Here is a 16,600-nt window from a genome sequence, read left to right as displayed (position 1 = left end):
CCCATGGACGGGTTTACGGCGTGTCCTGCGCAGCCCACCCGCACGACCCACGCCGATAGGCTGCTTTCAGCGACCAACCACGAGGGGCTCCGCCGTTGGCTGGAACCCATCATTCCACTCGGGAATTGGCGCGCCGGCCCCGCTGGGCCTACCATCGGCGGTCCCCACCCCCACCGCCCCTTCCATGTCCGCTCCCGCTTCCACCGCGCCGCGCCGCTGGTTCGTCGCTGGCGACTTCAATGGCTTCTTCGGCCTGGTCGTCGACAACCTCTCCATCCTCGGCTTCATCGCCATGGCCCTGGTCGGGATGTTCCAGTTCCCCGCCGACGTGGTCTTCGGCCGCATGTTCCCCGGCACTGCCCTGGGCGTGCTGGTCGGCAACCTGCTGTACACCCTGATGGCACGGCGCCTGGCCGCGCGTACCGGGCGCGACGACGTCACCGCCATGCCGCTGGGCCTGGATGCGCCGACCAGCATCGGCATGGCGCTGCTGGTGCTGGGCCCGGCCTTCCTGGCCTTCAAGCATCAGGGCCTGGACCCGCATGCCGCCGCCATCGCCACCTGGCAGCTGGGCATGGCCTCGCTGGTCATCATGGGCGTGCTCAAGCTGATCCTGTCCTTCTTCGGTGAAGCGGTGACCCGCGCGCTGCCGCGCGCTGCGCTGCTGGGTTCCATCGCGGGCATCGCACTGGTGCTGATGGGCCTGCTGCCCTTGCTGGAGACCCTGCGCTCGCCGCTGGTGGGCTTCACCACGCTGGGCCTGCTGCTGTACGTGCTGATCGCCAAGGGCAAGCTGCCGCTGCGCGGCCCCGGTGTGCTGCTGGCCTTCGTGTTCGGCACCGTGCTGTATTACGGGCTCGGCCTGGCCGGCCTGGGTGTGCCCGGCTTCCAGATTCCCGCCTGGGTGCCGCCGCAGGTGGTGCTGCCGCTGCCGACGCTGGGCTTCATCGAGGGCCTGCCGACCGCGATGACCTACCTGCCGCTGCTGTTGCCGTTCGGCCTGCTGATGGTGGTCGGTGGCATCAACGTATCCGAAAGCGCGCGCGCGGCCGGCGATGACTACCGCACCCGCGACATCCTGCTGGTGGAGGCAGTGGCCACGCTGGTCGCCGGCGTCTGCGGTGGCGTKGCGCAGACCACCCCGTACATCGGCCAGCCGGCCTACAAGCACATGGGYGCGCGCAGCGGCTACACGCTGCTGACCGGCCTGTTCGTCGGCATCGGCGGCATGCTCGGCATCATTTCCGGGCTGGTGCAGTGGCTGCCGCTGGCGGTGCTGGCGCCGATCATCGTGTACGTGTCGATCGACATCACCACCCAGGCGTTCCAGGCCACCCCGCGCCAGCATGCCGGTGCGATGGTGCTGGGCTTCCTGCCGTCGGCGGCCTACCTGCTGGCGATCAAGGCGCCGGGCTGGATTCCGGCCGAGCAGATGGGCGCGCTGCTGACCCACGTCGATGGCCACGGCCTGCCGGAGCTGGCGGTGATCTTCGCGCTGGGCAACGGCTTCATCATCACCTCGATGCTGTGGATCGCCACCGTCGCAGCGATGGTCGATGGCCGTCTGCGCCGCGCCTGCGGCTTCCTGCTGGTGGCGGCGGTGCTCACCCTGTTCGGCCTGATCCATTCGGTGGATCCGCGCGGCGGCATCTACCTGCCGTGGGATCTGCAGGGCCTGGCCCGCGTCATCAGCTGGCAGTTCGCCGGCGCCGCGTTGGGTTGCGCTGCCGCCGGGCATGGCCCGGCGCTACTTCTCGCCATCAAGTTCCGGGTAATGCCGGAAGATGCCGTTGGTGTTGAAGGCAAGCCGCCGCTCCGAAGCGAGATAGGCGGCGATGCCGGGCCGTTGTTCCACCCGATCCTTCAGCGCGCGCAGCAGTGGCAACGTCGGCCACAGCGCCCGCATGCGGCGTGGGAACATGTAGTCCAGCCCGCTCAGCAACTGGAACAGCGACAGGTCCACGTAGGAGTGTTCGCGCAGCGGGTGGCGACCGCCATTGGCCTTCAGCACCTGCTCGAAGTAGCCAAGGAATTTCGGCAGGCGCTCATCGCGCATCGCTGCCGCGCGCGCCCTGGCCTCGGTCTTCTGGTCTTCGTAGTACTTCGACGCGGCGATCGGATGGTGGGTGTCGTGCACTTCGGCCACCAGATCGGCGATGGTCAGCTGCAACTGCAGCGCCTGCATGCGCCGCGAGGCGGCCTGCGGAACCAGATCCAGCGTCGGGCCGAGGAAATCGAGAATGGCCGCGACCTGTGCGATGACCTGTCGCCCCGCCTTCAGGAACGGTGGCGCGAAAGGTTGCGCACCTTCGCTGTGGCCATCGAGGAACGGCTGCATCACGGCGTCGCCGTGCACACGCGCCATGTCCACGTAATCGGCGCCGGCATCTTCCAGCGCCAGCCGCACGAATTCGCCACGGCCCTGGATGCCGGTCCAGTAGTACAACGCGTACTGCATGAAGGCTTCTCCACCCAACAGGAACAGCAGGGTCGCGCGTACCGCGCAAAGCAGGCGTGAACCACAACGGCAGCGGAATGGCTGGGGAACCCTGCCGAATCAGGGCAGTCACACCTTGTCCATGCAGCTGAAAGGCGAGGTTCTGCATCATGCAGAGTGGAAAAGTGGTTTGGCCCTGGGTTCTGGGCGTGGTGGTGGTGGGCGGCGCGGGCACGTGGTTGTTCCGCGACCAGTTGCAGCACCTGGCAGATGGCGTAGCGGTGCCGGAGCAATCCGCGCCGACCTCGGCAGTCGCCACACCGAAGCCCGCTGCTACGCACGAACCCGCGCCCTCTCCGATCAAGCATCCGCTGGATTCCGAGGCCGCCGCCGACCCGGCACTGCCGTCACTGGCCGACAGCGATGCCGCCGCCTGGAGCACATTGAGCGGACTGTTCAAGGGCGAGGGCGCGTTGACTGCGCTGCTGCGCGATCACCTGATCCAGCGCCTGGTCACCCAGGTCGACAACCTGGACAAGGCCAGTGTGCCGCCTACCGCGCTGGCCTTCCGGCCGCTACCGGGCAGCCTGCAGGTGGAGCCGGGCGAGGGCGGCGAACGCATCGCCGCGGCCAATGCAGCGCGCTATGCGCCCTATGTGCAGGCCTTCACTGCGCTCGACCCGGCGGCGGCGGCCCACGCGTACAAGCGCTTCTATCCATTGATCCAGCAGGCGTATGTCGATCTGGGCCGTCCCGACGGGTATTTCAATGATCGCCTGGTAACGGTGATCGACCACCTGCTGGACACCCCGGAGCTGGCCCAGGCGCCACCGCTGCAGCGCGATGAACGCGGCCGCTACCGCTTCGCCGATGCCACCCTGCAGTCGCGCTCGATCGGGCAGAAGGCCTTGCTGCGCATGGACGTGGCGCAGGCGCGGGCGGTCAAGCAGCAGCTGCGGGCGATCCGGGCCGCGATCACCCATTGAGGACTCCAGCGTGCAGATCTGATCCGGATCAACGCGCCGACAACACCGCTTCCGGCATGCTGGCCACAGGCTGACTGGCCTTCGAATGCAGTCGCAGCCACCCTTGAAACGGGGTGGGGCAACCGCATCTTTCCAGCATCGCCGGCGTGGGCCGGCCAAGATGACCGATGAGGTTTCGCAATGCGGATGGACAAGCTCACCTCGCGTTTCCAGCAGGCGCTGGCAGACGCGCAATCGCTGGCGGTAGGCCGCGACAACAGCATCATCGAACCGGTGCACGTGTTCAGTGCCCTGCTTGACCAGCAGGGGGGCAGCACCCGGCCGCTGCTGGCCCAGGCCGGCGTCAACGTGCCGGTGCTGCGCGAACGCCTGGACGAGGCGCTTGAAGCGCTCCCGAAAGTGTCCGGCCAGGCCGGCAACCTGTCGATCGGCAACGACCTCAACCGCCTGCTCAACCACACCGACAAGCTGGCCCAGCAGAACGGTGATGCCTTCATCGCCAGCGAGTGGTTCGTGCTGGCCGCGCTGGAAGACGGCGGCACGCTGGGCATGGCGATGCGCGCTGCCGGTGCCGACAAGGCGCGCCTGCAGACCGCCATCGACAAACTGCGTGGTGGCGAGAACGTGCAGTCGGAGAACGCCGAAGAGCAGCGGCAGGCGCTGGAGAAATACACCATCGACCTGACCGCACGCGCCGAGAGCGGCAAGCTCGACCCGGTGATCGGTCGCGACGAAGAAATCCGCCGCACCATCCAGGTGCTGCAGCGTCGTACCAAGAACAATCCGGTGCTGATCGGCGAACCCGGCGTGGGCAAGACCGCGATCGTCGAAGGCCTGGCCCAGCGCATCATCAATGACGAAGTGCCTGAAGGCCTGCGCGGCAAGCGCGTGCTGTCGTTGGACATGGGCGCGCTGATCGCCGGCGCGAAGTTCCGCGGTGAATTCGAAGAACGCCTGAAGGGCGTGCTCAACGACCTGGCCAAGAGTGAAGGGCAGATCATCCTGTTCATCGACGAGCTGCACACCATGGTTGGCGCGGGCAAGGCCGACGGTGCGATGGATGCCGGCAACATGCTCAAGCCGGCACTCGCGCGCGGCGAACTGCACTGCGTCGGTGCGACCACGCTGGACGAGTAYCGCMAGTACATCGAGAAGGATGCCGCGCTGGAGCGCCGCTTCCAGAARGTSTTCGTSGGCGAGCCGASSGTGGAGGACACCRTCKCGATCCTGCGCGGCCTGAAGGARAAGTACGMGGTGCACCACGGGGTGGAGATCACCGACCCGGCCATCGTCGCTGCGGCCACCCTGTCCAACCGCTACATCACCGACCGCCAGCTGCCGGACAAGGCCATCGACCTGATGGACGAGGCCGCTTCACGGCTGCGCATGGAGATCGATTCCAAGCCGGAGGAACTGGACCGGCTGGAACGTCGCCTGATCCAGCTGAAGATCCAGCGCGAGATGCTGAAGAAGGAAAAGGACGACGCTTCGCGGCAGCGCCTGGCCGATCTGGAAAAAGATATCGATGCGCTGGAGCGCGAGTTCTCCGATCTCAACGAAGTCTGGAAGTCGGAGAAGGCCGCGCTGCAGGGCACGACGAAGATCAAGGAACAGGTCGAGCAGGCCAAGGTTGAACTGGAGTCGGCCCAGCGCCGGCAGGATTTCGCGCGCATGAGCGAGATCCAGTATGGCGTGCTGCCGCAGCTGGAAAAGCAGCTGGCCGCCGCCCAGGAAGTGGAGAACCACGACTTCAAGCTGGTGCAGGACCGTGTCACCGACGAGGAGATCGCCGAGGTCGTCTCGCGCTGGACCGGCATCCCGGTCAACAAGATGCTCGAAGGCGAGCGTGACAAGCTGCTGCGCATGGAAGAGGTGCTGCACAACCGCGTGGTCGGCCAGGAAGAGGCGATCAAGGTGGTGTCCGACGCGGTGCGTCGTTCGCGCGCTGGCTTGTCCGATCCGAATCGACCGGGGGGATCGTTCCTGTTCCTGGGCCCGACCGGCGTGGGCAAGACCGAACTGTGCAAGTCGCTGGCCGAGTTCCTGTTCGACAGCGCCGACGCGATGATCCGCATCGACATGAGCGAGTTCATGGAGAAGCACAGCGTCGCRCGSCTGATYGGTGCGCCCCCSGGCTAYGTGGGCTAYGARGAAGGCGGYTACCTCACCGAGGCTGTGCGCCGTCGCCCGTATTCGCTGATCCTGCTGGACGAGGTGGAAAAGGCKCAYCCGGATGTGTTCAACATCCTGCTGCAGGTACTGGACGACGGTCGCCTGACCGATGGCCAGGGCCGCACGGTGGACTTCCGCAATACCGTCATCGTGATGACCTCCAACCTGGGTTCGCACCAGATCCAGGACATGAGCGGCGATGACACGCCGGAGGCCTACACGCAGATGAAGGCGGCGGTGATGGGCGTGGTGCAGGCGCACTTCCGTCCGGAGTTCATCAACCGGTTGGATGACATCGTGGTGTTCCATCCGCTGGACAAGCAGCAGATCAAGCAGATTGCGCGCATCCAGATGCGTGGCCTGGAAAAGCGCCTGGCCGAGCGTGGCCTGAAGCTGGTGGTGTCCGATGCAGCGTTCGATCTGCTCGGCAACGTCGGCTTCGATCCGGTCTACGGCGCGCGTCCGCTGAAGCGTGCGATCCAGGCACAGCTGGAAAACCCGCTGGCGCAGAAGATCCTGTCCGGTGCGTTCGTCAACGGCGATACCATCGAAGTGGGCAACGACGGCGGCCATCTGGTGTTCGCCAAGGCCTGATGCGTGCAACGGGGCGCTGCATGATCGCAGCGCCCCGTCTCTTTGCCAGCGCGAACGTCGGTGCCCGGCGCTCGCCGGCCATGCTCAGAACCGGTGCGTATACCCGGTCATCAACCCGAACTGGTTGGCCTTCTGCACGATCGGGCTGTCGGCGGCGTCGCCGAGCAGGCGGGTGCCCTCCACGGCGATGTACCAGTTGCCATTGCGACCAGCGCGATGGCTCCATTTCATGCCCAGCCCGGCGCTGACCAGGCCGGCCTTGGGCTTGTGCTGGGCGAACCCGGTACGTGCGGCCTGGTCGGGGCTGACGCCGTACCAGGTCTGCATATAGCCGCGGTTGCCGTAGTCGGTGGAGACGCTGCCGCTGACCACGCCACCGGCCAGATCGAACAGCGGCATCTCCAGGTTCAGGTGGATCTGCTGGGTGGCAAGGCCGTTGTCGCCCTTGTCATCGTCTTTCAGCGTGTACTGCCAGGAACCACTCAACACCGCCTCACCCAGCGTATAGCCAGCCGCCAGGCCGACCAGGGGCCGGGTATCGATATCGCCCATGCCACGCAGGAAGTCCGAGCCGCCGAGGATCGAGTTCTTCTCGCGTCGGCTGCCGCTGCCGCCGACGTAGGCACGCACGCGGGTGTGTTCGCCGATCGCCGTGCCCCAACCCGCACCGCTGGTACCCAGAAACCAGCCGCCCGGCGAAGTCACGTCGAACGACAGCGTCGGTGCGGCCTGGAATTCCTCGCTGCCGCTGTAGCGCGGGGCAACGCCGCCACCGGCGGCCAGCTCGAAGGTCCATTGATCCTCCTTGGCATGCGCTGTGGACGTTGCGAACAAGGGCAGCAGGGCCAGGCCGAGCAGGGTGGGGAAACGGCGACGGTGGGACATGGCAACTCTCTACAGTGGGAGGAAATGCAGTGCGCGCATCCGGCGCGTGCTGCTGGGTCGACAGCGTGGCGGGATGCCACCGACCAATCCGTCCGCAGTTGTGCGGGAGTTGTAAGCAACTGTAAGCGCGGCCCGTGGCGTTCAGCTGGCAGCCAGTGGCCAGTGCATTTCCAGGCGTGCACCGCCCAGGGTCGCGCGTCCCACGCGCAGCTCGCCGTGGTGACGAACCGCGATGCGCCCGGCGATGGCCAGGCCAAGACCAAAGCCGCCGGTGTCGCGGCTGCGGCTGTCATCCAGGCGGGTGAACGGGCGCAACACCTTCTCGCGATCGCCTTCGGCAATGCCGGGGCCATCGTCATCCACGCGCAGGCAGGCCTTGCCGGCCACGCTGACCAGTGACACCTCCACACGGGTGCGTGCATAGCGCATCGCGTTGCCGACCAGGTTGCTCAGGGCCAGCTGCAGYAGGCGTGGCTCGGCATCCACGCGTGGCAGCGCGCTGGGCCAGACCTGCAGCACCAGGCCCGCGCGCTCGGCATCGCGCCGTGCGTCTTCCATGCAGGCCTGCAGCCAGTCGTTCGCCTCGATCCGCTGCATGGGCTCGGCGTCGTTGGGATGCTCCAGACGCTCATAGGCCAGCAGTTCGCTGACCAACCGGTTGAGCTCGGCCAGATCACCATGCAGGCCGGCAGCGAGGTGTGCCCGCCGCGCCGGGTCGTTGCTGTCCTGCATCAGATCCAGGCCGAAGGCCAGGCGTGCGATCGGCGTGCGCAGCTCGTGGGAAATGGCATGGGTAAGATCGCGCTGCCGTTGCACCAGTTCGGCCACGCGCGCGGCCATGCGGTTGGAATGCTCGACGATGACCCGGATCTGCGAGCGTGGTGATACCTGCGCACGTGCCTGCAGGTCGCCGGCACCGATGCGATCGGCATGACCCCGCAGCGCTTCCAGGTCGCGCCACAGCAGGCGTACCCAGGCATACAGGCAGGCGCCGACCAGCAGCAGGATGCACAGGTAGGCGGCGGCGGTCATGTACAGGGTCATCTGCACCTCGCCGGGAAGGCGCAGCTGCAGCCAGCGTCCGTCAGTCCCCTCGATGGGCAGCAGCACCTGCTGGTAGCGCTCACGGACGATGAAGCCGTCCCCGCGCAGGGCACTGCGCTCTTCGTCATCGAGCAGGGGCGGTGCATCCAGCAGTGACAGCGCAATGCCGTAATGCGGCTGCCACTGCAGCAGGCGCTGCTGTTGCTGCTGGCGGTCCAAGCCGGCCAGTCCGCTACGCAGCGCATACACCTGTCCGCGCACCTGTTCGACGAAGACTCGTTCCTGCAGGGGCGTGTAGATGCGGTCCAGCAGATGGTTGAGGCTGAACACCGACACCAGCAGGCAGCCGCCGGTGACGAACCACAACCACAGGAACAGGCGCTTCACGCCGACCAGGCCGAGGGGTTGAACTGGTAACCGCGGCCCCACACGGTCTTGATCCGGCGCGGTTCGCGCGCGTCATCGCCCAGCTTGCGGCGCAGCTTGCCGATGCAGACATCCACGCTGCGGTCCAGGCCATCGAAACCGATGCCGCGCGCCGCCTGCAGGATCTGGTCGCGCGAGAGGATCTGCCCGGGCTGGCTGGCCAGCAGCCAGAGGATCTCGAATTCGGTGGTGCCCAGCTCTACGGGCTGCCCATGCAGGTGGACCTCGCGCTGCACGCGATCGATCAGCAACTCGCCATGCATCAGCCTGCACGGCACCCCGGCAGGACCGCTGCCATGGCGACGGCGCAGCAGCGCGCGCAGGCGCGCCAGCAGCAGGCGCGGCTCGATCGGCTTGTGCACATAGTCATCGGCGCCGGACTCCAGGCCCAGCACCTGTTCGATATCGTCCTCGCACGCCGTCAGCATCAGGATCGGCACGTCGGAAAAACTGCGGATCTGCCGGCACACGTCGATGCCACCGAGGCCAGGCAGCATCAGGTCCAGCACCACCAGTTCCGGCGCGTGCTGGCGGCAGGCCGCGCTGGCCAGGTCGCCACGCGGCACGTGCTGCACGGCAAATCCATGTTCGCTCAGGTAGTCGCTGACCAGCTCGGCAAGGCGGCGGTCGTCCTCGACCAGCAGCACCTGGGTCGGGTTGCCGGCGGCGGGAGTCCACGGGGAGGGCTGCATGGGTAGGGCGTCCTTGTCCGGGGCGAAGGGCCCGGCGGCGAAGCCTAGCAACGGCCCATGACGACTGCCTGAATCCCGGGCAACCTGATAACCGCCGGTACTGGCGTCATCGCCAGGGGCTCTCAATGGCGGTCGATGGCTGGCCTATGGTGGGCGTTTCCCCGGAAGGAGCCTGGCGCAATGAGCGATCCGCAGTGGCAACTGGAAACCCTGGCCGTGCACGGCGGCTACCGCCCCGACCCGACCACCCGCGCGGTGGCGGTGCCGATCTACCAGACCGTGGCCTACGCATTCGATGACACCCAGCACGGGGCGGACCTGTTCGACCTGAAGGTGCCGGGCAACATCTATACGCGCATCATGAACCCCACCACCGACGTGCTGGAGCAGCGCGTTGCGGCGCTGGAAGGGGGCATCGGCGCGTTGGCACTGGCTTCCGGGCAGGCCGCGATCACCTATGCGATCCAGACCATTGCCGAGGCCGGCGACAACATCGTCGCTGCCAGTGCGCTGTATGGCGGCAGCCTCAACCTGCTGGCGCACACGCTGCCGCAGTACGGCATCCAGGCGCGTTTCGCCGATCCGGCTGACCCGTCGGCGTTCGCGGCCTTGATCGATGAACGCACCAAGGCGGTGTTCGTCGAATCGATCGGCAACCCGCGCGGCAACGTCACCGACATCGCCGCCATCGCCGAGGTCGCGCATGCGGCCGGCGTGCCGTTGATCGTCGACAACACGGTGGCCACGCCATTCCTGCTGCGCCCGTTCGAACATGGCGCCGACATCGTGGTGCACTCGCTCACCAAGTACCTCGGTGGCCACGGCACCAGCTTGGGTGGGGCGATCGTCGATTCCGGCCGCTTCGACTGGACGGCACAGCCGCAACGCTTCGCCCGCTTGAACCAGCCCGATCCGAGCTATCACGGCGTGGTCTATACCGAAGCGCTCGGCGCGGCGGCCTACATCGGCCGTGCGCGGGTAGTGCCGTTGCGCAATACCGGCGCAGCGTTGTCACCGTTCAACGCCTTCCTGATCCTGCAGGGCATCGAGACCCTGGCGCTGCGCATGGAGCGGATCAACGCCAATGCGCTGGCTGTGGCGCAGTACCTGCGCGCGCATCCGAAGGTGGCGTGGGTGCGTTATGCCGGGCTGGCCGACGACCCCGAACACGCGGCGGCGCAGCGTTATCTGGGCGGGCATGGCTCCGGTGTGCTGACCTTCGGACTGCCGGGCGGGCGCGTTGCCGGCGCCCGCTTCCTCGATGCCCTGAAACTGTTCACCCGGCTGGTGAACCTGGGCGATGCCAAGTCACTGGCCACCCATCCTGCGTCGACCACCCATCGCCAACTGGATGCGGCCGAACTGGCCAGGGCCGGGGTCAGCGAGGACACCGTGCGCCTGTCGATCGGCATCGAGCACATCGGTGATCTGCGCGCGGACCTAGAACAGGCTCTCGCCCAGGCCTGAGGGCGGGCAATCGCGCAGGATCGGTCACGCACCCCGCTAAAGGATCAGGCACGATCGCAGCCAGGTCCTCAGCGGAGATGGTCATGAAGCGGCTTGCAGGCCTGCGCCAGGCGCAGGGAATCGAACGGGTCATCGACCATCTGCAGGGCTGCCTGCGTGAGCAGCAGGCACTGCCGGATGTAGCGTCACTGGCGACTGTCGCCCATCAGTCGCCCTATCACTTCCAGCGCCTGTACCGGGCACTGACCGGGGAAAGCCCCGGACAGACGCTGGACCGGCTGCGCCTGCTCAACGCCCTGCAGGCGCTGCAGCAGCCCGATGCAAGCGTCACCGACGCTGCGCTGGCCGCTGGATATGAGAGTGCGCAGGCCCTTGCGCGGCGCTGCAGGCAGCGCCTGGATACCACCCCGCGCGCGCTGCGCGCCGATGCAGCGCTGCGGCAGCAGTGGCAGCAGCTCTTGGCGCATCCACCGGCCGACGTGGACGCAGTGACCGCCGCCCCGCTGAAGGTGGAAGTGCGCGCGCTTCAGCCGTTCGAGGTCGTGCTGCTACGCGCGAAGGGGGCCTTCGGTGATCTCGATGCCAGCTTCGGCCGCCTGTACCAATGGGCGCAGGCGCAAGGGCTGGCCGACGATCTGCTACACCTGGTGGGCATCGCCATCGATGACCACCGGGACGTACCCGCGCAGGCGCACCGCTTCGACTGCGGGATGGGATTTGCCACCGCGCTGCCACAACTTTCGTCGCCGCTGCGGCGGCAGGCCCTCGGCGTCGGTCCGCATGCGGTCGTCCACCATGTCGGCCCCTATGAGCAGCTGCAGGCCGTGGGGGATGCGCTGCTGCGCGACTGGTGGCCGGACAGTGGGCACGCGCTTGCCGAAGCGCCACTGTACTTCCACTTCCTGGATGATCCCGAACAGGTGCCTGTCCACCAGTTGCGTGCCGACGTCTGCCTGCCGCTGGCAGGCTGATACCTGCTGGCTTGGTCGTCATCGCCAGAGGCGATCACCACCACTGCAGGAAAGCGTTACGGTAGAGACGCTCTCCAAGGGCGTGGCGATATCATCCCCGGCCGATGCGGGTCGGCCGGGGATTTTTTTGGGCGCAGCCAACCCAGGTAGATCCACGCCGTGCGTGGACGCATTTTGATGCACTGTCGAAATACTCGATTCCGATGGAGACCCATCCACGCATGGCGTGGATCTACTGTGTCGACCAAGGTCGACACCTACCAACAGCGGCACCGAACGCCGTACCCGCAGCTCGCTGAAATCTGTGGAAGGCGGGGTGGGTCTGGTTGCGGGGGTGTCCGCGGCATGGATGCCGCGGCCAAGCCTCCAGGGATGGATTCACGGCGTCCCCCGCMACCGGACCCACCCCGCCTTCCCACAGGAACCCCGCTTCTGCTTCGGCTGTGGCTGTTGAGGTTGCCGGCCAGCGGCCGGCACCACAGCGGGTGCAGGGCGCAGCCCTGCTGCACACCCCTCACACCACCGGGATGCTGTGCTGCCCAAGACTGCGGTACGGCGGGGTAGCCATCACCATTTCCGCCAGCGAGTAGGCCAGCTCGCGCTCGGCCATCACCGTGCCGTCGGCACCGTGTTCAAGCAGATGCTTCACTTCGGCATCGCTGTGCGCACGCGCCAGCAGGGTCAGGTTGGGGTTGATCGCACGCAGCTTGGCCAAGGTCTCACCGGCTTCCAGCGGCTGCGGGATCGCCAGCACCGCGATCTTCGCGCGCTCGGGATGGGCTTCGGCCAGCACCTTGTCCGAGGCGGCGCTGCCGCGGATGCCGGGCAGGCCGGCGGCATGCGCCTCGGCCACGTGTTCCTTGTTGTCGTCGATGATCATCACCGGCACGCCACGGTCGCGCAGCACCTGCGCCAGCGCGCTGCCGACGCGGCCATAGCCGATGACGATGGCATGGTCGTGCAGGTCCAGCGACGGCCCCGGTGGCAGCTCGGTCTCCACCGCGGTGGGCGTGGTTTCCTGGTGCTTCAGCAGCCAGCGGTCGAGCAGGCCGAACACCAGCGGGTTGAGCATGATCGAGATCAGCGCGCCGGCCAGCACCAGCGCCTGGCCGGTCGGAGGCAGGATCTTCAGGGTCACGCCGAGGCCGGCAATGATGAAGGCGAACTCGCCGATCTGCGCCAGGCTGGCCGAGATCGTCAACGCGGTGCCAGTGGGGTGGCCGAACGCGCGCACGATGAAGAACGCCGCCGCCGATTTGCCGAACATGATGATGCCGGCGGTGGCCAGCACCTGCCACGGGTGCTCGATCAGGATGSCGGGATTGAACAGCATGCCSAYCGAGACGAAGAACAGCACCGCGAACGCGTCGCGCAGCGGCAGGGAATCGCTGGCCGCCTTGTGGCTGAGTTCCGATTCATTGAGCAGCATGCCGGCGAAGAACGCGCCCAGCGCGAAGGACACACCGAACAGCATCGCCGAGCCGAACGCCACGCCCAGCGCGATCGCCAGCACCGACAGGGTGAACAGTTCGCGCGAGCCGGTACCGGCAATGCGCTCCAGGATCCACGGAATGACCCGGCGGCCGACCACCAGCATCACCGCCACGAACAGGCCCAGCTGCACGAACGTCCAGCCGATGCTGGCCAGCACGCTGCCGAGGGTGTGGTGTTCATTGGCCGCGTCGGGCCCGAACACACCGGCCATCACCGGCATCATCACCAGTGCCAGCACGCAGGCCAGGTCCTCGACGATCAGCCAACCGACCGCGATCTTGCCGCGCTGGGTTTCCAGCAGGCGGCGCTCTTCCATCGCGCGCAGCAGCACTACGGTACTGGCCGTGGCCAGCGCGAAACCGAACACCACGCCGTGGATGACCGGCCAGCCCATCAATGCCGCCAGGCCCCAGCCGAGCAGGGTAGCGACCAGGATCTGGCCGATGGCACCGGGAATGGCGATGGCCTTGACCGCCATCAGGTCCTTSASCGAGAAGTRCAGGCCSACSCCGAACATCAGCAGSATSACSCCSAKCTCSGCCAGCTGSKKGGCCAGTKCCTGGTCGGCGACGWAGCCCGGCGTGAACGGCCCGACGCAGATGCCAGCAACCAGGTAACCGACCAGAGGAGACAAGCGGAGCTTGTTGGCCAGCGCGCCGAAGATGAAGGCGAGCCCGAGACCAACGGCAACGATGTTGATCAGGTCGGTGTCATGGTGCATCGGCTCTCGCAGAAATCGGGGGGATGCCCCGATTTTCACCTAATGAGCCAAATGCGGCAAACCTTTGGAGCAAATAGGGTCAGATCCCTTTTCCTGCAGGAAAAGGGATCTGACCCCGGATGAACCCGCCGGGCAGGGCCCGGCGCGCCCGTTACCGCTTACCAGTTGTACTTGATCCGCCCGTACACATACGCGCCATTGAAGCCGAACGGCGAGTAGTTGCTGTACGGCAGCATGCCGAAGGTCGAGTTCTGCAGGTCCTCGGTGCGGTCCGGGTACTCGTCCAGCAGGTTGTCGGCGCCCACCGTCAGCGTCCAGTTCGCACTCGGCTTGTAGCTGGCCGAGGCATCCAGCACCCACTTGTCGCCGTAGGTCTGGTCGCGCGCGGCGGTGGCTGAGTTGCGCACCGTGAACTCGCCGTAGCGGGTCGCCGCCAGGCCCAGTTCCCAGTGATCCGAACGCCAGGTGCCACTCAGGATCGTCTTGTCACGCGGATAACTGTCCTCGATGCGGCCGATTTCATCGCGGCCGATCAGCGACTGGGTCAGGCCCAGTGTGCCGAACACCGCCGGCGTGCCACCCACGCGCTGCACTTCGGTGTCGTTGTAGCTGTAGGCCGCGGTCAGTTCCAGGCTGCTGGCGCTGAACGGCACGGTGTAGCTGGACACGAAGTCGACGCCGCGGGTGCGGGTGTCCAGGCCGTTGGTGAAGTACGAGAACGCAGTCACCTGCGGCAGGCCGAGCGTGGTCAGCAGCGCGCTGCTGGCGGCATTGGTGCTGATGCTGGACGACAGCGCGATGCGGTCGTCGATGTCGATCTGGTACGCGTCGACGGTGATGTACAGGCGATCCACCGGCTGCAGCACCAGGCCCAGGCTGTAGGAGGTGGAGGTCTCGGCCTTCAGCGGCGACGCGCCCAGTGCCTGTGCGGCCGGGCTGGTGGTCGGGAAGGTGCCGCGTTCAACGAACACGCCGTTGAGGAACTGGCTGGTCACCGCCTGGTAGCCCTGCTGGGCCAGCGACGGTGCGCGGAAACCGCTGGAGGCGGTGGCACGCAGCGCCACCTTGTCGGTGAAGGCATAGCGCGCCGACAGCTTGCCGGAGAAGCGGTCGCCGAAGTCCGAGTAATCCTCGTAACGACCAGTGACACCGGCGGAGAACTTCTCGCTCAGGTCCGCTTCCAGGCCCGCATAGACCGCATAGTTGTGGCGATCGGTATGCACTTCGTTGGTCGGGGTGAAGCCGCCGAAGCCCTGCGCACCGGTGCCGGTGTAGGAATTCAGCTCGCCCGGGTTCTGGTCCCACTTCTCGCGGCGGTACTCACCGCCGAGGGACAGCGTGACCGGATAGGCCAGGCCCCAGTCCAGCGACTTGGTCAGGTCGGCGTTGAAGATGTCCTGCTGGTACTTCAGCGTGCCGTCGTAGAACGAACGCGGGCTGGTCGCGCCCAGGCTGTAGTTGATGCTGTTGCGGGTGTGGAAATCCAGGGTGTTCTCGCCGTGGTTCAGGCTCAGGTCCCAGGTCCAGCCGTTGTCGGTGTTGCCTTTGACCCCGGCCACCAGCGAGCGGTCCTTGGAATACTGGTTGATCTCCGGCACGAAGCCGTCGGGGTAGGTCTGCGCCAGCAGCGCGGTCTGTCCGTTGTGGTTGCGCGAACGGTAGAACGCGAACGAGGTGATGTCGCGGTTGCTGAGCAGCGCGCTCGCATAGCCGGTCACGTGGTCGCTGAAATCAAAGCTGGCATTGGCCGACGCCGCAGTGGCGTCCACGCGCGGGTCGCCGACGATGAAGGTGGTCTGGCCCACGGACGGGTAGTTGACGGTATTCGGCGTGGTGCCGCGATAGGGGCCGGCGCGGTCGCTCTCGTCCTGCTGGCTGATCTGGCCGGCCACGTGCACGCGGCCACGGCCGTTGCCGAATTCCACGCCGGTGTCGCCGGACAGCTGGTACTTGTTGCCGTCGCCAGCCGAGTACTGGCCGTAATCGACGGCCAGGCTGCCACCGCTGCCGCTGCCCTTCAGCACGATGTTGATGACGCCGGCGATGGCATCCGAACCGTACTGCGCGGAGGCGCCGTCGCGCAGCACCTCGACGCGCTCGATGGCGGCGATCGGAATCGCGTTGATGTCCACCGCCGACGAACCGCGGCCGATGCTGCCGTTGACGTTGATCATCGCCGAGGTGTGGCGGCGCTTGCCATTGACCAGCACCAGCACCTGGTCCGGCGACAGGCCGCGCAGCTGTGCCGGGCGCACGCCGCTGGTGCCGTCGGTCAGTGCCGGGCGCGGGAAATTCAGCGACGGCAGCGCGCGCGACAGCGCGGTGGCCAGCTCACCGGTACCGGTGGACTGCAGGATCTCGGGGGTGATGATGTCGATCGGCGACTGCGATTCGGCGACCGTGCGGTCGGCCACGCGGGTGCCGGTGACGATCACCGTATCCAGGGTGTTGGCGGCGGTGCCGGCCTGCTGGGCGGCGGCAACGAACGGAGAACCACCGAGTGCGACAGCGACGGCGGCGGCGATCAGGCTGGTCTTGCGGGTCATCGGGAGGGGGCTCCGGTTGGCGGGATGGCACCGGAATCGACATCACGGGGGTGAGGCGGACGACGGTTGCTGCGGTGCGCAATACAGGAATTAACGGGATATTCAGTGCCTGTCAAATGCCGGTCATCAGAAAAAACGTTGCAGCAGCAACCATTTAGCTGCGAC

General features: G+C 66.8%; 10 protein-coding genes and 1 pseudogene. 5 read left to right on the top strand and 6 right to left on the bottom strand.

Annotation, left to right across the window (positions count from 1 at the left end; translation table 11 throughout):
• Positions 1 to 184: 184 nt before the first annotated feature.
• Positions 185 to 1,726: pseudogene (locus AC1DJN_RS04395) on the top strand (SulP family inorganic anion transporter); the annotation flags it as partial.
• 21 nt (positions 1,727 to 1,747) lie between these two features.
• On the opposite strand, the gene AC1DJN_RS04390 reads toward AC1DJN_RS04395, so the two are convergent.
• The gene (locus tag AC1DJN_RS04390) at positions 1,748 to 2,458 is read right to left on the bottom strand and encodes a glutathione S-transferase (protein WP_100436829.1); all 711 of its coding nucleotides are present in this window, start codon (positions 2,456 to 2,458) and stop codon (positions 1,748 to 1,750) included.
• 149 nt (positions 2,459 to 2,607) lie between these two features.
• On the opposite strand from AC1DJN_RS04390, the gene AC1DJN_RS04385 reads away from it, so the two are divergent.
• On the top strand, positions 2,608 to 3,423 hold the full coding sequence (locus tag AC1DJN_RS04385) for a DUF3014 domain-containing protein (protein WP_442252333.1): 816 nt from the start codon (positions 2,608 to 2,610) through the stop codon (positions 3,421 to 3,423).
• Between the two features lie 180 nt (positions 3,424 to 3,603).
• Positions 3,604 to 6,189 (top strand): ATP-dependent chaperone ClpB, encoded by a 2,586-nt coding sequence (clpB, locus tag AC1DJN_RS04380; protein ID WP_478038913.1) that lies wholly within the window; start codon positions 3,604 to 3,606, stop codon positions 6,187 to 6,189.
• Between the two features lie 84 nt (positions 6,190 to 6,273).
• Here the strand turns inward: clpB and AC1DJN_RS04375 are convergent, their stop codons facing one another.
• The 3 genes from AC1DJN_RS04375 to AC1DJN_RS04365 all read right to left on the bottom strand — a co-directional run bounded on the left by AC1DJN_RS04375 (position 6,274) and on the right by AC1DJN_RS04365 (position 9,236).
• Entirely contained in the window at positions 6,274 to 7,074 is an 801-nt protein-coding gene (locus tag AC1DJN_RS04375; protein WP_025874695.1) for a MipA/OmpV family protein, read from the bottom strand.
• Positions 7,075 to 7,215: 141 nt separating this feature from the next.
• Positions 7,216 to 8,505, bottom strand: coding sequence for an ATP-binding protein (locus tag AC1DJN_RS04370; protein WP_313115884.1), 1,290 nt, complete (start codon positions 8,503 to 8,505; stop codon positions 7,216 to 7,218).
• A complete protein-coding gene (locus AC1DJN_RS04365; protein WP_025874693.1) occupies positions 8,502 to 9,236 on the bottom strand; it encodes a winged helix-turn-helix domain-containing protein in 735 nt (244 codons plus the stop codon). Before AC1DJN_RS04365 ends, AC1DJN_RS04370 begins: the two co-directional genes overlap by 4 nt.
• Positions 9,237 to 9,416: 180 nt before the next feature.
• Here AC1DJN_RS04365 and AC1DJN_RS04360 point away from each other — a divergent pair, with 180 nt between their 5' ends.
• Together AC1DJN_RS04360 and AC1DJN_RS04355 are read left to right on the top strand one after the other, a co-directional pair.
• Positions 9,417 to 10,703 carry an O-acetylhomoserine aminocarboxypropyltransferase/cysteine synthase family protein gene (locus tag AC1DJN_RS04360; protein WP_033831836.1) on the top strand — a complete coding sequence of 429 codons (1,287 nt, stop codon included), beginning with the start codon at positions 9,417 to 9,419 and terminating at the stop codon, positions 10,701 to 10,703.
• 83 nt (positions 10,704 to 10,786) lie between these two features.
• Entirely contained in the window at positions 10,787 to 11,674 is an 888-nt protein-coding gene (locus tag AC1DJN_RS04355) for an AraC family transcriptional regulator (RefSeq protein WP_282279916.1), read from the top strand.
• 514 nt (positions 11,675 to 12,188) lie between these two features.
• On the opposite strand, the gene ybaL is transcribed toward AC1DJN_RS04355, so the two are convergent.
• Positions 12,189 to 13,889: a YbaL family putative K(+) efflux transporter gene (gene ybaL / locus AC1DJN_RS04350; protein WP_478038912.1), complete on the bottom strand. Its 1,701-nt coding sequence runs from the start codon at positions 13,887 to 13,889 to the stop codon at positions 12,189 to 12,191.
• Between the two features lie 158 nt (positions 13,890 to 14,047).
• Entirely contained in the window at positions 14,048 to 16,435 is a 2,388-nt protein-coding gene (locus AC1DJN_RS04345) for a TonB-dependent receptor plug domain-containing protein (protein WP_282279915.1), read from the bottom strand.
• Between the last annotated feature and the right edge of the window lie 165 nt (positions 16,436 to 16,600).

The sequence above is a fragment of the Stenotrophomonas sp. 05L414_2 genome (assembly GCF_056397905.1).
Note: the sequence above shows the minus strand (reverse complement) of the source record. Positions and strands in the feature narration are given on the sequence as shown.